Source organism: Brachybacterium kimchii, from assembly GCF_023373525.1.
Lineage (GTDB): Bacteria > Actinomycetota > Actinomycetes > Actinomycetales > Dermabacteraceae > Brachybacterium > Brachybacterium kimchii.
In genome coordinates this window covers 2,521,204-2,537,623 of sequence record NZ_CP097218.1, presented here as the reverse complement: position 1 = coordinate 2,537,623, position 16,420 = coordinate 2,521,204, and the positions used below count along the sequence as shown (strand labels likewise).

Annotated in this window: 13 protein-coding genes and 1 other RNA gene; 10 read left to right on the top strand and 4 right to left on the bottom strand. The window is 72.2% G+C overall.

The window, feature by feature from the left end:
- The first annotated feature begins 40 nt into the window (after window positions 1–40).
- The 4 genes from M4486_RS11750 (at window position 41) to M4486_RS11735 (ending at window position 3,650) form a co-directional block, all read left to right on the top strand.
- Window positions 41–1,687, top strand: coding sequence for an AbgT family transporter (locus M4486_RS11750; RefSeq protein WP_249477361.1), 1,647 nt, complete (start codon window positions 41–43; stop codon window positions 1,685–1,687).
- A 4-nt stretch (window positions 1,688–1,691) separates the two neighbouring features.
- The gene (locus M4486_RS11745) at window positions 1,692–2,192 is read left to right on the top strand and encodes a CidA/LrgA family protein (RefSeq protein WP_249477359.1); all 501 of its coding nucleotides are present in this window, start codon (window positions 1,692–1,694) and stop codon (window positions 2,190–2,192) included.
- The gene (locus tag M4486_RS11740) at window positions 2,189–2,899 is read left to right on the top strand and encodes an LrgB family protein (protein WP_249477358.1); all 711 of its coding nucleotides are present in this window, start codon (window positions 2,189–2,191) and stop codon (window positions 2,897–2,899) included. Before M4486_RS11745 ends, M4486_RS11740 begins: the two co-directional genes overlap by 4 nt.
- Before the next feature lie 85 nt (window positions 2,900–2,984).
- The gene (locus M4486_RS11735) at window positions 2,985–3,650 is read left to right on the top strand and encodes a MerR family transcriptional regulator (protein ID WP_249477357.1); all 666 of its coding nucleotides are present in this window, start codon (window positions 2,985–2,987) and stop codon (window positions 3,648–3,650) included.
- A gap of 76 nt (window positions 3,651–3,726) precedes the next feature.
- Here the strand turns inward: M4486_RS11735 and M4486_RS11730 are convergent, their stop codons facing one another.
- Both M4486_RS11730 and exaC read right to left on the bottom strand, forming a co-directional pair.
- Window positions 3,727–4,278, bottom strand: coding sequence for a DUF779 domain-containing protein (locus M4486_RS11730; protein ID WP_429798299.1), 552 nt, complete (start codon window positions 4,276–4,278; stop codon window positions 3,727–3,729).
- 270 nt (window positions 4,279–4,548) lie between these two features.
- Window positions 4,549–6,072 (bottom strand): acetaldehyde dehydrogenase ExaC, encoded by a 1,524-nt coding sequence (gene exaC, locus M4486_RS11725; RefSeq protein WP_249477355.1) that lies wholly within the window; start codon window positions 6,070–6,072, stop codon window positions 4,549–4,551.
- Between the two features lie 219 nt (window positions 6,073–6,291).
- On the opposite strand from exaC, the gene ffs reads away from it, so the two are divergent.
- From ffs to M4486_RS11700, 5 genes are all read left to right on the top strand, one after another.
- Window positions 6,292–6,388: signal recognition particle sRNA small type (ffs, locus tag M4486_RS11720), an RNA gene on the top strand.
- A 108-nt stretch (window positions 6,389–6,496) separates the two neighbouring features.
- The gene (locus M4486_RS11715; protein ID WP_249477354.1) at window positions 6,497–7,645 is read left to right on the top strand and encodes an FAD-dependent monooxygenase; all 1,149 of its coding nucleotides are present in this window, start codon (window positions 6,497–6,499) and stop codon (window positions 7,643–7,645) included.
- Between the two features lie 155 nt (window positions 7,646–7,800).
- Window positions 7,801–9,351, top strand: coding sequence for an alanine/glycine:cation symporter family protein (locus M4486_RS11710; RefSeq protein ID WP_249477352.1), 1,551 nt, complete (start codon window positions 7,801–7,803; stop codon window positions 9,349–9,351).
- 174 nt (window positions 9,352–9,525) lie between these two features.
- Complete coding sequence (locus M4486_RS11705) at window positions 9,526–10,992, top strand: TIGR01777 family oxidoreductase (RefSeq protein ID WP_249477351.1); 1,467 nt, start codon at window positions 9,526–9,528, stop codon at window positions 10,990–10,992.
- Between the two features lie 38 nt (window positions 10,993–11,030).
- Window positions 11,031–12,149 carry a hypothetical protein gene (locus tag M4486_RS11700; protein ID WP_249477350.1) on the top strand — a complete coding sequence of 373 codons (1,119 nt, stop codon included), beginning with the start codon at window positions 11,031–11,033 and terminating at the stop codon, window positions 12,147–12,149.
- Window positions 12,150–12,200: 51 nt separating this feature from the next.
- Here the strand turns inward: M4486_RS11700 and M4486_RS11695 are convergent, their stop codons facing one another.
- Window positions 12,201–14,051, bottom strand: coding sequence for a Na+/H+ antiporter (locus M4486_RS11695; RefSeq protein ID WP_249477349.1), 1,851 nt, complete (start codon window positions 14,049–14,051; stop codon window positions 12,201–12,203).
- Between the two features lie 34 nt (window positions 14,052–14,085).
- Complete coding sequence (locus tag M4486_RS11690; RefSeq protein ID WP_249477348.1) at window positions 14,086–15,555, bottom strand: MFS transporter; 1,470 nt, start codon at window positions 15,553–15,555, stop codon at window positions 14,086–14,088.
- 210 nt (window positions 15,556–15,765) lie between these two features.
- On the opposite strand from M4486_RS11690, the gene M4486_RS11685 reads away from it, so the two are divergent.
- Entirely contained in the window at window positions 15,766–16,386 is a 621-nt protein-coding gene (locus M4486_RS11685) for a TetR/AcrR family transcriptional regulator (RefSeq protein ID WP_249477347.1), read from the top strand.
- The last annotated feature ends 34 nt before the right edge of the window (window positions 16,387–16,420 follow it).

Here is a 16,420-nt window from a genome sequence, read left to right as displayed (position 1 = left end):
GACGCCCGTCGACCGACCCGTCCCGCCCCGAGGAGAGACGATGAGCAGCCCTTCCCCGCGCCCCGTCGGCCCTGCCCCCGATGGGCCCGCCCCTGACGGCTCCGCCGCGCGCCTGACCCGCACCGATCGTCTGCTGAACGTCGTCGAGCGGCTGGGCAACAGGCTGCCCGAGCCGTTCATGCTGTTCCTGATCCTCTTCGCGATCACCGGGATCGTCTCCACCGCGATGGCGCTGGCCGGGGTGAAGGTGAGCGTGCCCGGCTCCGACGAGGTCACCGTCATCAAGGGACTGTTCACCGGGGAGGGGATGGCCTGGCTGACCACGAGCCTGGGCGAGAACTATCTGGGGTTCCCGCCGCTGGTCACCGTGATGCCGATCCTGCTGGGCATCGGCATCGCCCAGCACTCCGGGCTGCTCGCCGCCGGGATCCGCGCGATGTTCGGCTCCTCCCCGGCCTGGCTCCTGCCCTACGTGGTGGGCATCGTGGGCGTGGTCGCCTCGATCATGTCCGACTCGGCCTTCGTGGTGGTCCCGCCGCTGGCCGCGCTCGTGTTCAAGGCCGCGGGCCGCCACCCCGTCGCGGGCCTGCTGGGCGGCTTCGCGGCGGCCGGCGCCGGCTACTCCACGAACCTCGTTCCCACGAGCCTGGACGCCCTGTTCGCGGGCATCACGAACTCCGTGATCGAGACCGTCTCCGGGCTCGGCGCGACCACCGTGAACCCGGTGTCGAACTGGTGGTTCAACATCGCCGCCTCGATCGTGCTCGCCCTCATCGCGGGCTTCATCATCGACCGCGTCATCGAGCCGCGCCTGGTGCGCCAGGCCATCCCGCGCGACGAGACCGTCGAGGACGACGACGCCGACGGCTCCGCCCCGGAGACCTCGGGCGAGTCCTCCGAGCAGATGCGCGCCTCGCTCACCCGGCCCGAGCGGCGGGGCCTGCTGCTCACGGTCCTCGCGGGCCTCGTGCTCACCGCGGTCGTGCTGCTCGCCGCGCTCGTGCCCGGCTCCCCGTGGCGCAACGAGGACGGCGGCTTCCTGCCGACGTCCCCGCTGCTGGACTCGATCGTCTTCCTGGTGTTCCTCTACTTCGTGGTCCTGGGCAGCGTGTACGGGATCGCGACCGGCACCCTGCGCTCCACGCGCGACGCCGTGCGGATGATGACCGAGGCGCTCAAGGAGATGCTCCCGTTCATCGTCCTCGCCTTCATCCTGGGCAACTTCATCGCCCTGTTCAACTGGTCCGGCATCGGCTCCTGGATCGCCGTGACCGGCGCCGAGGGCCTCGAGCACATCGGACTCACCGGCTTCGGCGCCGTCGTCGGCTTCATCCTGCTGGCGAGCGTGCTGAACCTGTTCATCATCTCCGGCTCGGGCATGTGGACAATCATGGCCGCCGTGTTCGTGCCGATGTTCGCCCTGCTCGGCTACGAGCCCGCGTTCACGCAGGCCGCCTTCCGGGTGGGCGACTCCGCGACCCAGGTGATCACCCCCATGAACCCGTACATGGTCGTGCTGCTGGGCATGCTGAGGAAGTACGAGCCGGCCGCCGGACTGGGCAGCCTGTTCGCCCGCATGCTCCCGTTCGTGGTCCCCTTCTGGATCGCCTGGACGCTGATCCTCGCCGTGTTCTTCGCCTTCGACCTGCCGCTGGGCCCGGGCAACGGCATCCACCTGGGACAGTGAGCCGATGAGCGCGAGGGAGCCGATCGACGAGGGGTCGACGGGAGCCGGGTCGCCGGGGGACGAGCCGGTGGAGGACGGGCGCGCGCCGCGGCCCGCGCTCGTGCCGCCCGTCCTGCTGGGCCTCGCGGTGCTGCTGGTCCTGCAGATGATCGGCCTCGCGCTCGCCGCTCTCCTGCACCTGCCGATCCCCGGAGTGGTGCTCGGGCTCGTGCTGCTGGTGATCCTGGGGCTCGTGCCGCGCACCCGCGGGATCCTGCGCGTCGCCGAGCCCGCGGGCACCCCGCTGCTCGCGCACCTGCAGCTCCTGTTCGTCCCGCCGGGCGTCGGCGTGGTCGTCGAGATGGGAGCACTCGCCCGCAACGCCCTGCCGATCGCCCTCGCCGTCGGCGGATCCTTCCTGCTCGCCCTGCTCGTCGTCGGCCGCGTCCTGCAGGCGCTGCTGCACCGGCAGGACCGTCGGCGCGGTGACGACGGCCACCGGCGGCTCGAGGGGAGCGGCGCATGAGCGACGCCGTCCGGACCGTCGTCCACCTGCCGATCTTCGGTCTCGTGCTCACCCTCGCCGTCTACCTCGGCGCCCTCTGGCTGCACCGACGGACGGGCCGGCCCGCGCTGCTCACGCCGGTCTTCGTCACCGTGGTGGTGGTCGCCGCGGTGCTCGAGCTCGTCGGCCTGCCGTACGCGGAGTACCTCGAGCAGGTCACGGTGCTCACGCTGCTGCTGGGGCCCGCGACCGTGGCGCTCGCCCTGCCGCTGCTGGCGAACGGGCGGGCCCTGGCCCGCTCGGCCGGCTCTGTGCTGCTCGCGCTGATCACGGGCGCCGTGGTGAGCCTCGGGGTCACCGTGGGAGTGCTCCGCGCCTTCGGCACCGACCCGCAGATCCTGCGCTCCGTGCTGCCGCGCTCGGTGACCAGTCCCGTCGCCCTCACCCTCGCCGAGTCGCTGCAGGCCTCCGCCCCGCTGGCCGTGGTGCTCACGATCCTCTCCGGGATCCTCGGCGCCGTGTTCGCGCCGGTGCTGCTGAGCCTCGCCCGCGTGCAGGACCCGCGGGCGCGCGGCTTCGCCATCGGCCTCACGTCCCACGGGATCGGCACCTCCCGTGCGCTCGACGAGTCCCCCGTCACCGGCGGCTGGTCGAGCGCCGCCATGGTGCTGAACGCCTTGGCGATGACGCTCGTCCTGCCCCTGCTCGCGCCGTTCGTGTCCGGGTGAACGGTCGCACGCCGATCCCTGGCGCATACCTATGGTTGCCGATGGGTAATATCCAGAGGCCCAGACCGCCGGACGAGGACGTGACATGAGGATCTCCGAGCTTGCCGACACCACCGGCGTGCCCGTGGCGACCATCAAGTTCTACCTGCGGGAGAAGCTGCTGCCTCCCGGCAGGCTCACCTCCCGCACCAGCGCCGTCTACGACGAGGGCCACGTCGACCGCGTGCGCCTGATCCGCGCGCTCACCGACGCCGGCGGACTGAACATCGCGGCCGTGCGCCGCATCGTCGACGCCCTCGACTCCCCGCACCAGGAGCAGATCGACATGCTCGGCATCGCCCAGCGCACCCTCGCGGGGGAGACCGCGGAGGACGCCGAGACGGCGACCGTCGACGAGGACGCCGCCCGCTTCGCTCCCGGGAAGATCTCGCCGCGCGTGCGGGCGCTGGCCGAGCGCCGCGGCTGGACCGTCCTGGAGCGCTCCGACCCCCTCATGACCCGTCTCGAGCAGGCCTGGGCCGCCTGCGACCAGGCGCGCGTGCCGACGGGCGACGACCACATCGACGCCTACGCGGAGGCCATGTCCCTCGTGGCCGGAGCCGACATCGCCCACATGCCCCGCAGCACCGCCGAGGCCATGCGCATGGTCGTGGTGGGCACCGTCATGAGCCGCGGCCTGCTGGACGTGCTGCGCATGATCGAGCAGCGCGAGTCCGCGATCGCGCACGCGAAGGGACGCGGGTCGGAGTAGGACCAGGGGCCCTCGGCCCGGCCGGACGGTCCCGGGCGGTCGGCGGGGCCGACGGAGCCGACGGGGCCCGCGGGGCTCAGAGCTCCAGGCGCTCCCGCACCTGCGCGTCCTCCGGGAGCATCCGGGAACGGGTGAGGAACCGCTTGCCATCGGGCGTCTCGAGGCTGAAGCCGCCGCCGCGCCCGTCGACGAGGTCGATCGTGAGGTGGGTGTGGCGCCAGTAGGCGAACTGCTCGCGGCTCATCCAGAAGTCGAGCGGGCTCGTGGTGCCGTCGGGCAGGGGCACCTCCACGTGCCCCATGCGCACGTCCGCATCGCCGGTGAGGAAGTCGCCGGCCGGATAGCACATGGGGGAGGAGCCGTCGCAGCAGCCTCCGGACTGGTGGAACATGAGCGGCCCGTTGCGGTCGATGAGCCGCTGGATCTGCGCGAGCGCCGCCTGGGTGAAGGCCACCCGGGAGAAGTCCTCGCCCTCGATCGTGGGCTCGGCCTCGAGCACGTCGTCGGCCGAGGTGGGCTCGGGCAGCGGGGGAGCGGGCGGCTGACCCGGCTGCGGTGCGGGCGCGGTGTCCGCGGCCGACGAGCCGCCGGGTGCGGGGGTCGGGTTCTCGGCGGAGGAATCCGTCATGATGCGCTCCTTCCGATGTGCGGCCCCCTGAGGAGGCCGATGCGCGGGATCCTCGACGATCCCGCGCGGTGAGTTCCGGCGTGGACAGCAGGGCCGGTGGTCGCGGTGCGCGGCAGCCGGTGACCGGCGACCGCGCCACGATCCCGCGAGAGGTGAGTTGTCGTCCTCACAAGGATGCTTTGACGACGACAACTCACCTCTCGCGAGCGATGGGGCCCCGGGTCGGGGCCTGGGCCGGGGTCCGGGGCCCGGGACGCGGGGGCGACGGGATCAGAAGAAGCCGAGCTCGTCGTCGGAGTAGGAGACCAGGAGGTTCTTGGTCTGCTGGTAGTGGTCGAGCATCATCAGGTGGTTCTCGCGGCCGATCCCGGAGGACTTGTACCCGCCGAATGCGCTGTGAGCAGGGTAGTTGTGGTAGTTGTTCACCCACACGCGGCCGGCCTGGATGGCGCGGCCGGCCCGGTAGACGGTGTTCTGGCTGCGCGTCCAGACGCCCGCGCCGAGCCCGTAGAGGGTGTCGTTGGCGATCGAGATCGCGTCGTCGTAGTCGGAGAACGACGTGAGGGCCAGCACGGGGCCGAAGATCTCCTCCTGGAAGATGCGCATCGAGTTGTCGCCCTCGAAGATCGTCGGCGTCACGTAGTAGCCGCCGGACAGGTCCCCGCCGAGGTCGGCGCGCTCGCCGCCGGTGAGGATCTTCGCGCCCTCCTGCGTGCCGATGTCGATGTAGGACAGGATCTTCTCGAGCTGGTCGTTGCTGGCCTGCGCGCCGATCTGGGTGTCCGTGTCCAGGGGGTTCCCCTGCTTCGTCGCCTTCACGCGCTCGAGACCGTCGGCCACGAACGAGTCGTAGATGCCCTTCTGCACGAGAGCGCGCGACGGGCACGTGCAGACCTCGCCCTGGTTCAGGGAGAACATCGCGAAGCCCTCGAGGGCCTTCGAGTAGTAGGCGTCCTTCTCGCTCGCGACGTCGTCGAAGAACAGGTTCGGGCTCTTGCCGCCCAGCTCGAGGGTCACGGGGATGAGGTTCTGCGAGGCGTACTGCATGATCAGGCGCCCGGTCGTGGTCTCGCCCGTGAAGGCGATCTTCGCGATCCGGCGGTTGGAGGCGAGCGGCTTGCCCGCCTCGGCGCCGAAGCCGTTGATGATGTTCAGGACGCCCTCGGGCAGCAGGTCCCCGATGAGGTCGATGAGGACCATGATCGAGGCCGGGGTCTGCTCGGCGGGCTTGAGGACGATGCAGTTGCCGGCCGCGAGGGCCGGGGCGATCTTCCACGTCGCCATGAGCAGCGGGAAGTTCCAGGGGATGATCTGGCCGACCACGCCGAGGGGCTCGTGGAAGTGGTACGCGACGGTGTCGTCGTCGATTTGGGAGAGCGTGCCCTCCTGGGCGCGGATCGCGCCCGCGAAGTAGCGGAAGTGATCCACAGCGAGCGGCAGGTCCGCGTTCAGGCACTCTCGGATGGGCTTGCCGTTGTCCCAGGTCTCGGCGACCGCGAGGGTCTCGAGGTTCTCCTCGATGCGGTCTGCGATCTTGTTGAGCACGACGGCGCGCTCGGCGACCGACGTCTTCCCCCAGGCGGGGGCGGCCTTGTGCGCCGCGTCGAGCGCGAGCTCGACGTCCTCGGCGGTCGAGCGTGCGACCTCGCAGAACACCTCGCCCGTCACCGGGGTCGGGTTCTCGAAGTACTCGCCCTTGACCGGGGGCACCCACGTGCCGCCGATGTAGTTGTCGTAGCGGGAGGCGAAGGAGACCTTCGCCCCGTCGGTCCCGGGTCGTGCATAGACGGTCATGACTCTCCTCGTCGAGATCGGTTCCATCGGTGGTCGCGCCCGGGGAGCACATCGCCCCCTCGGGACGTGACGGGCATCACCACTCTACGGCTCCGGGGGCCCTGGTGGGGAGTCGGATTCTCGCGAGACGAGAGCGGTGGGGCGCGGCCGCCGGAGGGAGCCGCGTCACGCCGTGCGGCGGCGGGTGTGCACGCGCGGCGCGGGATCGCTAGACTCGTCCGCGACCCCTCGTGCGGTGTCACCTCACTGAACTCCCCCAGGGCTTGACGGCAGCAAGGGCAGGTGGGCTCTGGCAGGTGCGCGAGGGGTCCTCTCATGCCCGGACGCCCCGTCGTCCCGTCGTCCCGTCGCCCTCGCGCCGTCGGGCCCCTCGCATGGTCCCGCCCGGCACAGGCGCCGCGCGGGCGCCGCGTAGCCTCGCCCCATGGAGATCCTGATCGTGGGCGGCGGAGTCTGCGGGCTCGCACTCGCCCACGGCCTCGCTCCCGCGCACGACGTCACGGTCCTGGAGGCCTCGCCCGGCCCGCGCGGCGGCGGCTACATGATCGACTTCTTCGGGCCCGGCGTCGCAGCCGCGGGACGACTGGGCGTGCTCGGGGAGATGCGTGCGCGCTCGCGGGTCTTCGAGGGCGTGCGCTACGTCGACGCCGCGGACCGCGAGCACGGGCGCATCGAGGTGGCGCCGCTGATCGATGCCCTGGGCAGCGACTACTTCTCGATCCTGCGGCCGCAGGTCGAGCTCGCCCTGCTCGCCGCCCTCCCCGACGCAGTCGACCTGCGCTACTCCGCTCGCGTCCGCGAGGTGCACCCGGGTGCGCGTCCGGGGGAGCGCCCGCGGGCCGTGCTCGAGAGCGGCGAGGAGCTGATCGCCGACCTCGTCGTCGGCTGCGACGGAGTGCGCTCGCGGGTGCGGGCGGCGATCTCGCCGGCGCACGCCGACGTGGTGCCGATGGGGTACCGCGCCTCGAGCTTCCTGTTCGAGGACCCACAGATCGCCGCCGAGCTCGGCGACTGGGCGATGCTCACCGATTCCCTCGAGCGCACGGCGGGGCTCTACGCGTGCGACGATCGAAGCGCCGCGCTGCTGCTGATGGAGAGAGTCGACCCCGCCGCCACCGCCCGGCCGACCCCGGACGCCGACGAGCTGCGGGCGCGGTTCTCGGGGCTCCACCCCCTCGCCGATCGCGCCCTCGAGCACGCCCCCGCCCAGTACTACGACGACCTCGTCGCCCAGTCCTCCGCCCCCGCGTGGAGCCGGGGCGGGGTGACGCTCGCCGGGGACGCCGCGCACGCGGTCTCCCTCCTCGCCGGGCAGGGGACCTCGCTCGCGATCGCCGGGGCGGAGGCGCTCGCCGTCTCCCTGCGCCACGCGGGACCGCACCGGGACGCCGGGCTCGCGGAGTACGAGCGGAGGATGCGGCCGGTGGCCGAACGCGCCCAGCGCAGCGGCCGCCGCAGCGCGGGGACCTTCATCTCCCGCAGCCCGGCCGAGCGGCTCGTCCACCGTGCAGGACGCCGACTGCTGAGCGCGGGGCCGCTGACCAGGCTGATCGCCCGACGTCTGGTCGTCTGAGGGGGCCGGGGGCGTCGCGCGCAGCGCCCCGCCGTCCGCCCGGCCGCCGAGGTCTCGATTTCGCAACATGACCCGAAACGGCCCGGAAACGGGGAGTCGTGCGTCACACTCGTGCGTGCTGCACATCCCTGCCCCCTCCTCAGGAGCCTCCTCGCATGAGTGATTTCATCTCCTGGCTGTCCGGAAACATCCAGGGCACGCCGTTCATCATCCTGTGCCTGGGTGCAGGCCTCTACTTCACCGCGAGGACCCTGCTCCTCCAGGTCGTCAACATCCCCGACATGCTCCGGCAGATCATCAGGGGCGAGAAGTCGGAGAGCGGCGTCTCCTCCTTCCAGTCGCTGATGATCTCGCTCGCCGGCCGCGTGGGCACCGGCAATATCGCGGGCGTCGCGACGGCCATCGCCTTCGGCGGGCCGGGCGCGGTGTTCTGGATGTGGGCGATGGCCTTCCTGGGGTCGGCGACCTCCTTCATCGAGTGCACGCTCGGCCAGATCTTCAAGGAGCGCGACCGCGACACCGGCGAGTACCGCGGCGGTCCCGCGTTCTACATCGAGAAGGCCTACAAGCACACCGGCGCCAAGGGCATCTCCCTGGTCTACGCGATCGTCTTCTCGCTCGTCACCGTGCTGGCCATGAGCTTCTTCCTCCCGGGGGTGCAGGCCAACGGCATCTCCGTCTCCGCCTTCGGCGCCTGGGGCCTCCCGCAGTGGATCTCGACCGTCGTGATCCTGGTGCTGCTGATGCTCATCGTGGTCGGCGGCGTCAAGCGCATCGCGACCTTCGCGGGCCTCGTGGTGCCCGTGATGGCGGTCATCTACATCCTCGCGGCGATCGTCGTGATGTTCGTGAACGCCGACCAGATCGTGCCCGTCTTCTCCGAGATCTTCTCCTCCGCCTTCGGCATGGACTCGGTCTACGGCGCGATCGTGGGCCTCGCCGTCCAGTGGGGCGTCAAGCGCGGCCTGTACTCGAACGAGGCCGGCCAGGGCACGGGCCCCCACGCCGCGGCCGCCGCGGAGGTCTCCCACCCCGCCAAGCAGGGCTTCGTGCAGGCCTTCGCCGTCTACGTCGACACCCTCTTCGTGTGCTCCGCGACCGCCTTCATGATCCTGTCCACCGGCATGTACCGCGTGTACTCCGATGCGGTCGAGGATCCCTCGCAGATCCTCACCCAGGGCCCCGGCGGCCTCGCCGACGACGTCCCCGTGGGGCCCGGCTTCGCGCAGGCGGGCTTCGACACCTTCCTGCCGGGCGTCGGCGCCTCGTTCATCGCGCTCTCGCTGTTCTTCTTCGCCTTCACCACGATCGTCGCCTACTACTACATGGCCGAGACGAACCTGACCTACCTCATGCGCTGGGTGCCCAGCCACCAGGTGCGCCGCGCGCTGGTGTGGGTGCTGCGAGTGCTCATGATCATCGCCGTGGCGATCGGCGGCCTGGCCACGACCACCGGCAACGCGTGGGCGCTCGGCGACATCGGCGTGGGCGCGATGGCCTGGCTGAACATCATCGCGATCCTGGTGCTGCAGGTGCCCGCGATGAAGGCGCTCAAGGACTACCGGCGCCAGAAGCGCGCAGGCCTGGACCCGCAGTTCGACCCGCGCCCGCTGGGCATCCGCAACGCCGAGTTCTGGGAGGAGAGGGCCGACGCCCGCGCCTCCGGCGGCGACGGCGGTCGACCCAAGGTCGACGCGCTCGACTGACCCCGCTCCCGCTGCGGGAGGTGCGACGCCCTCCGATCTCGAACGGCCCCGCCTCTCCCGGGCGGGGCCGTTCACATGCCGCCTCGCGCATGCCGCGCCGCAGGCACCGGGGAGGGAAGGCGCGTACCGTGGCGCACCACCGCGAACACTCGCGACCGACGCCGGGAGGCACCGATGCGCATCGAGGCACGCACCCCGCTGGACCATGGCGTCGACGAGGCCCTCGCCTGGCACGAACGGCCCGGCGCCCTGGTCCGGCTCACGCCGCCCGGCATGGCCAGGATCGAGGACCCGGACGCCGGTGGGCTCGAGGTCGGCAGACGGGTCGCCGTGCGGCTCGGCCCTCCGCTGCTTCCCACGGGGCTCAGCCCCCGCTGGGAGCTGCGGCACGCCTCCCGTGAGGATCGCGGAAGCGGCGGGACGGCCGTCCACTCCTTCGTCGATTCTCAGGTCACCGGGCCATTCCGCACATGGCGGCACCAGCACGAGATCGCCGGGACCGGGTCCGGCAGCTCGGAGATCCGTGACCGCATCGACCTCGAGCTGCCGGGCGGGATCGGCGAGACCGGCGGGATCGGCGCCGACGAGGCAGCCGGCATCGGCGGTCTCCCGGCGCGCGAGGCCCGGCGGACGATCGAGGGCATGCTCGCCTTCCGCGGCGAGCAGCTGCGCGACGACCTCGCCTTCCACGCCCGCCATGCCGGGTCCCCGCGCCTGGTCGTCGCGATCGCCGGTGCCTCCGGGCTCATCGGCACCCAGCTCGTCGCGCTGCTGCGCACCGGCGGCCACCGGGTGATCCGCATGGTCCGCGGGCCCGCCGAGGGCCCCGACGAGATCTCCTGGGACCCCGAGCGCGGCGAGCTCGACCCGGCCGATCTCGAGGGCGTCGACGCCGTCGTGAACCTCGCCGGCCGGCCCATCTCCACGCGCTTCACCGCGCGCGCCGAGCGCGAGATCCTCACGTCGCGCGTGCACGGCGGCGACCTCATCGCCCGCACGCTCGCGCGCATGCGGGGCGGGTCGGGCGCGCCGGACGGCCCCGGGATCCTCGTGCAGGCCAGCGCGATCGGCGCCTACGGCGCCCAGCGGCCGGGCGAGGTGCTCACCGAGGACGACGCCTTCGGCGACGACGTCCTGGCCCGTGTCTGCGAGGCCTGGGAGGCCAGCAGCGCCCCCGCGGCGCGAGCGGGCGTGCGCGTCGTGCACCTGCGCACGGGCATCGTCCTGTCCGACGGGGGAGGGGCGCTGCTCCCGCAGATCCCCATGTTCCTCGCCGGGGTCGGCGGGCGGCTCGCGGCCCCGGACGCCGTGCTCTCCTGGATCACCCTGGACGACATGACCCGTGCCTACGCCCACGCCCTGGGCGCGGACGACCTCGAGGGGCCCGTCAACGCGGTCGCGCCCGCGCCCGTCACCTCGCGGGAGCTCGCCCGCACGCTGGGACGCGTGCTGCACCGGCCCTCGCTCGTGCCGGTCCCCGGCTTCGGACCCGCCCTGCTGCTCGGGAAGGAGGGGGCGAAGGAGCTCGTGCGCGCCGACCAGGACGTCGACGCGTCGCGGCTGCTGGGAAGCGGATTCGACCCCGCCCACACCGAGCTCGAGCAGGCGCTGCGGCACGTGCTGCGTCGGCCGATGGTCTGAGGGGCCGACCGCCGCCCGCCCCGATCCCATGCTTCCGCATGATCCCGGCGCCGGGCCGGCCCGGCACGATGGAGGGCATGCAGGACGAGGGGACGCAGGAGCGGGAGCCGGACGTCGGGGGGACGGGCCCCGAGGGGACGAACCTCGAGGGCTCTGACGGCGCGGGCGGGAGCGAGGAGGGGTTCGGCGCGCACCGCGCCACGCGCTTCGGCGCCGACGTGCACTACGAGGGTCGGCGCGACGGCCACGACTACATCGCCCAGGTGCGCCACCGCTTCCTGGACACCGAGGCCATCGTCTTCCTCGACGGCGTGCGCCACGACCCGGAGAGCGAGAAGGCGCTCGCGAAGGCCGACCGCGCGGAGGACGTCACCACCGCGGACGGCCTCGCGCTGAAGCTCGAGGAGGGCTTCTTCCGCAGCACGATCACCGTGCGCAGGCCCACCGCGAACGGGAAGATGAAGGACCGGGAGAAGCTCGTCGTGCGCACCACGACGCTCGGCGGTGCCGGCGAGGTCGACGTGGTCCGCGCGGACGAGCTCGTCGGCGCGCCGCTCGTGCCCGCCGAGGGGTCGCCCTCGGCCGCGCGCGAGGCCCGCAAGGCCGATCATCCCGTGCGGTTCGGCCTGATCGCCGCCGCCGCCCAGGCTGCGCGCTTCCTGGTGCCCCTGCTGGGTCTCGGCGCGCTGCTGTCCGGGCTGCTCGATCCGGTCAAGCGCTGGATCGCACGACGCGTCGAGCCCGTCGTCACCTGGATCGACGAGGCGACCCGCGGCATCCGCACCTGGATCGGCGAGGTCACCCATCCCGTGCGGGAGCTCGTCGACGCGATCCTCGAGCCGATCCGCCGATTCCTCGGCTGGCTCTGGAACGTGCTGTTCGGGTGGATCCCGGACATCCATCTGGGCATCGACGTGCCGGACTGGATCGTCGACTACCTGGTCCCCGTCCTCGTCGTCGTGGTCGTCTTCGTGGTCACGATCGGTACGATCCGCGACCGCAGGAACCGCCTCGAGAAGGCGCGGCGCGGGGAGGATCCGACGGGGTCGGAGTCGGAGGATGCCGCCGATGACGGCGCCGGCGGGCGCGGCGACGACGAGGACGATGCCGACCGTGACGGCAGACGCGAAGGACTCGACGACGAGACTCGCCGCTGAGGGCACCTCGTCGGGACGGCTGCTGGAGCTTACCGGGCGGTCCGGCGCCGCTCAGGCCGTCGCCTGGTGCACGTAGCACCAGCGCCAGGTCTCGCCCGGCTCGGCGGACTGCATGACCGGGTGGCTCGTGTCGTGGAAGTGCGCGGTCGCGTGCTGGCCGGGGGAGCTGTCGCAGCAGCCGACCTCCCCGCACTCCAGGCACTGGCGCAGGGCGACGGTGGTGGTGCCCTCCTCGCGGCAGCGCCGGCAGAAGGCGCGCTCCGGCTCGGGGGTGCCGACCGCGGGATAGCGCTGCAGGTCCTCGCACCATCCGCCCTCGCCGCTGCCGGTCGCCACGATGTCCTCGCGGGCCTCGGCGCCGGAGTCCAACAGCGACTCCTCGAAGTCGAGCATGCCGAGCACCTCGCGCACCACGTGCGATGGCACCTTGCCCTTCGAGCGGATCTCGAGCACCCGGGCGCGCTCGGCCGCGAGCATCCGGCTGCGGATGCGGGTGAAGGCGTCGCTCGGGCTCTCCTGCCCCACCTGCGTGGACAGCCGCTCCCAGGCGGCGAAGGTGCGCTGGTCCTGCCGGTCGCGGATCATCTGCACGACCGCGGGATCGTCCTGCTCCTCGCAGGAGGCGAGCACGGTGCTGCCGGCGTCGGCCGCCTTCTGCAGCAGGGTCGCGCGGGCGAGGGCGTCGGCCGCCGGATCGTTCGGGACCACGCGCAGCACGCGCGTGAGCCACGGCAGCGTCAGGCCCTGCAGATAGAGCGTGCCCAGCACGGCCACGAGCGCGATCAGCACGAGCACGTCGTGGTGCGGCACGGACGCGGGGATCACGAACACGGCGGCGATGGTGACGACGCCGCGCATGCCGGCCCAGCCCGTCACCACCACGTTGGGCCAGGGCGGCCTGCGGTCCGCGGGCACCCACAGCGTCATCACCAGGCGGCTCGCGCACATCCACGCGAGCCGGGTGAGGATCACGACCGCGAGGGTCGCCGCGCACACGCCCAGGACGAAGCCCCAGCTCAGGGAGTGGCTGACACCCGCGATGATCTGCGAGAACTGCAGACCGATCAGCAGGAACACCGCGTGCTCGAGGAGGAACGCGATCGAGGTCCAGGTGGCGTTCTCCGTGAGGCGCGAGGTCGAGGTCTGCACGAGCGGCGCCTTGTGGCCGATGAGCAGGCCGGCCACGACCACGGCGATCACGCCGGAGGCGTGGAGCTCCTCGCCCAGCAGGTACGCGGCGAAGGGGACGACGAAGGAGATGCCCGTGTCCACGGCCGGGTCGTGCACCCAGCGACGCACGGTGAGCACCGCGAACGCGACGGCGAGGCCCACGATCACGCCGCCTCCCGCGGCGATCAGGAAGTCCAGGCCGATCGAGCCGACGGCGACGGTCCCGGCGATCGCCGCGACCGCGGCCCGCAGCGCCACCAGTGCGGTGGCGTCGTTGAGCAGGGACTCGCCCTCGAGGACGGTGACGATCTGCCGGGGGAGGCCGATGCGCCGCGCCACCGCGCTCGCCGAGACCGCGTCGGGCGGGGCGACGACGGCGCCGACGGCGAGGGCGACCGGCCAGGGGACGTCGGGCATGAGCAGGTGCACGGTCGCGCCCACCGTCACGGTCGTGACCACCACCAGGGCGATCGACAGCATGGCGACGGTGCGCAGGTTCGCCCGGATGTCCACGAGGGAGGTCTTCAGCGCCGAGGAGTAGAGCAGCGGCGGCAGCAGACCCAGCAGCACGAGCTCGGGGGTGAGGCGGACTGCGGGCACGAAGGGGAGGTAGGAGGCGATCACGCCGATGACGATGAGGACCATCGGCGCGGGCAGCCGCAGGCGGTCCGCGATCGCGGAGCCCGCCAGGACGGTCACCACCAGCAGGACGATGAACAGGACGATGTGCACGGGCGCATTCTCCTCTTCGGCGGGCCCGCCGTGCTCAGAGCTCCTCGGCGTCCTCAGCGGCGCGCTGCGGGAGGAAGCGCAGCAGCCCGATCGACAGCAGGATCAGCACCACGTTGACCGCGAGGGCGGCCTCGAGACCGTGGGCGAAGCCCAGCACAGGGGAGGCGGCGCCGGAGGCGATCGCGAAGAAGAGCGAGCCGAGCGTCGAGACGCCCAGGGCGGTGGAGATCTGCTGCACCGAGGTCAGGGCGCCGGAGGCCGAACCTGCCTCCGCATCGGAGACGCCGGTGATGATGATGGAGAACGTCGGCCCCATCGCGATGCCGATGCCGATCCCGGCGATCAGCATCATCGGGGTCAGCAGCCAGGCGTCGACCGCCGTGCCCTGGGCGGCGATGCCGAGCAGCGTGAGCAGCTGGCCGAGCGCCGCGATCACCATGCCGATCGCCATCGTGCGGCGCGTGCCGCCGAGCTTCGCCGCCGCGGCCATGCCCAGCATCATCCCGAGCGCCTCGGAGATGGTGACGATCGAGGTGAGCAGGGGGCTCATCCCGAGTCCCATCTGCAGGAACAGGGCCGTGATCATGCCGATCGCGCCCGTGCCGCCGAAGAAGACGAGCATGATCGCGAGGCCGGCGAGGAACGTGCGGTTGCGGAACAGGCTGGGCTCGACCAGGGCGTCGCGGCCGGCGCGCGAGCGCCGACGCTGCTGGACGAGGAAGACGCCGAGCAGCGCGATGCCGCCCGCGAGCACGATGAGGGTCCAGGCCGGCCATCCGAGCTCACGGCCCTCGACCAGCGGATAGACGATCGCGGCCATCCCCGCGGCGCTGAGCACGGCGCCCGTCCAGTCCAGGCTGAGGGAGCGGGTCGAGGACTCGCGCGGGAGCAGGCGGAGGCCCGCGACGATCGCGAGCACGCAGGGGATCACGTTGACCGCGAAGAGGGAGCGCCAGCTGAGGCCGAAGGGATCGAGGTCCATGAGGACGCCCGCGAGGATCGGGCCGCCGATGCCGGCGACCATCATCATCGGGCCGAACAGGCCGAAGGCCTTCGCCGCGTGGTCCCCGGGGAACAGGGTGCGGATCATGCCCATGCCCTGCGGGAGCATGAGCGCGCCGAGCAGGCCCTGGAGCACGCGACCCAGGATGAGCACCCAGGCGACGGGGGCGCAGGCCGACAGCAGCGAGCCGAGCGTGAAGCCGATCATGCCGATCAGGAACAGGCGGCGCTTGCCGAACATGTCGCCGAGGCGCCCGCCGATCAGCAGGCCGGAGGCCATGGACAGGGTGTAGGCGGCGGCCGTCCACTGCAGCAGGGCGGGGCCGCCGTCGAGGTCGGCCAGCAGCGCCGGGCCGCCGATGGATGTGATCAGGGCGTCGAGCCCGTCGAGCATCTCCGCCACCAGGATCACGACGAGGGCGAGCCAGGACGAGCGGGGGATCGGCGGAGCGGAGGAGGGCGGTGCGGCGACCGCGGAGTCGGTGAGTGGTGAGGTGGTCATGAGGGCTCCTGGAAGGGGTGAGGGCGGCCGACGGAGAACGCTGTTCCTCCGTAGCCGAACACTGTTCGGAAAAGACGAACAGTGTTCTACTCCTGAACGGTGTTCGGCGCAAGGGGTAGGGTCGGTCCCATGGATCGCCGTCAGTTCCCGCTCCCGCCCAGGACCCCCGGCCCGCCGCCGAGGCCGCCGCGTCCGCCCAGGTCGCGGCGCATGCTGGACGCCGAGCAGATCATCGATGTGACCCTGCGCATCATCGACGTGGACGGCACCGACGCGGTGACGATGCGGCGTCTCGCCTCCGACCTGGGTGTGACGGCCTCGAGCCTCTACCAGCACGTGCGCAGCAGGGAGGACCTGCTGGCCCTCGCCCACGGCCGGGTCAGCGAGGAGGTGGGCCCCGTGCCCGACACGGGCGATCTCCGCGCGGATCTCCACGAGCACTACCGGCGCATGCACCGGGTGCTCGCCGCGCACGGGGACATCGCACGCCTGGACTTCGCGGCGGTGCCCTCGGGGATCGGCGACTTCGAGGACCTCGAGGTGCTGCTGGGGCGGCTGCTCGACGCGGGGATCGGGTCCCGTCGGGCGATGTGGGCGGTGGATCGCCTGCTCCTCTACACGGCGGCCGACGTCTACGAGAACTGGCTCTTCCGCACCCGCACGGCGCCGGAGATGGCGGCCTGGACCACGCGCGTGCGCGCTCACCTGGAGAGCGGCGGCGAGAACCCGTTCCCGCGCGTCACCTCCCTGATGGGGACAATGGCGGAGGGCGACGTCGAGGAGCGCTACCTGCTGGGCCTGGACCTCCTGCTGGACGGTCTGCTGCCGTAGGGGAGGGGCCGACGGCCGGGCCCCACGAGTCCTC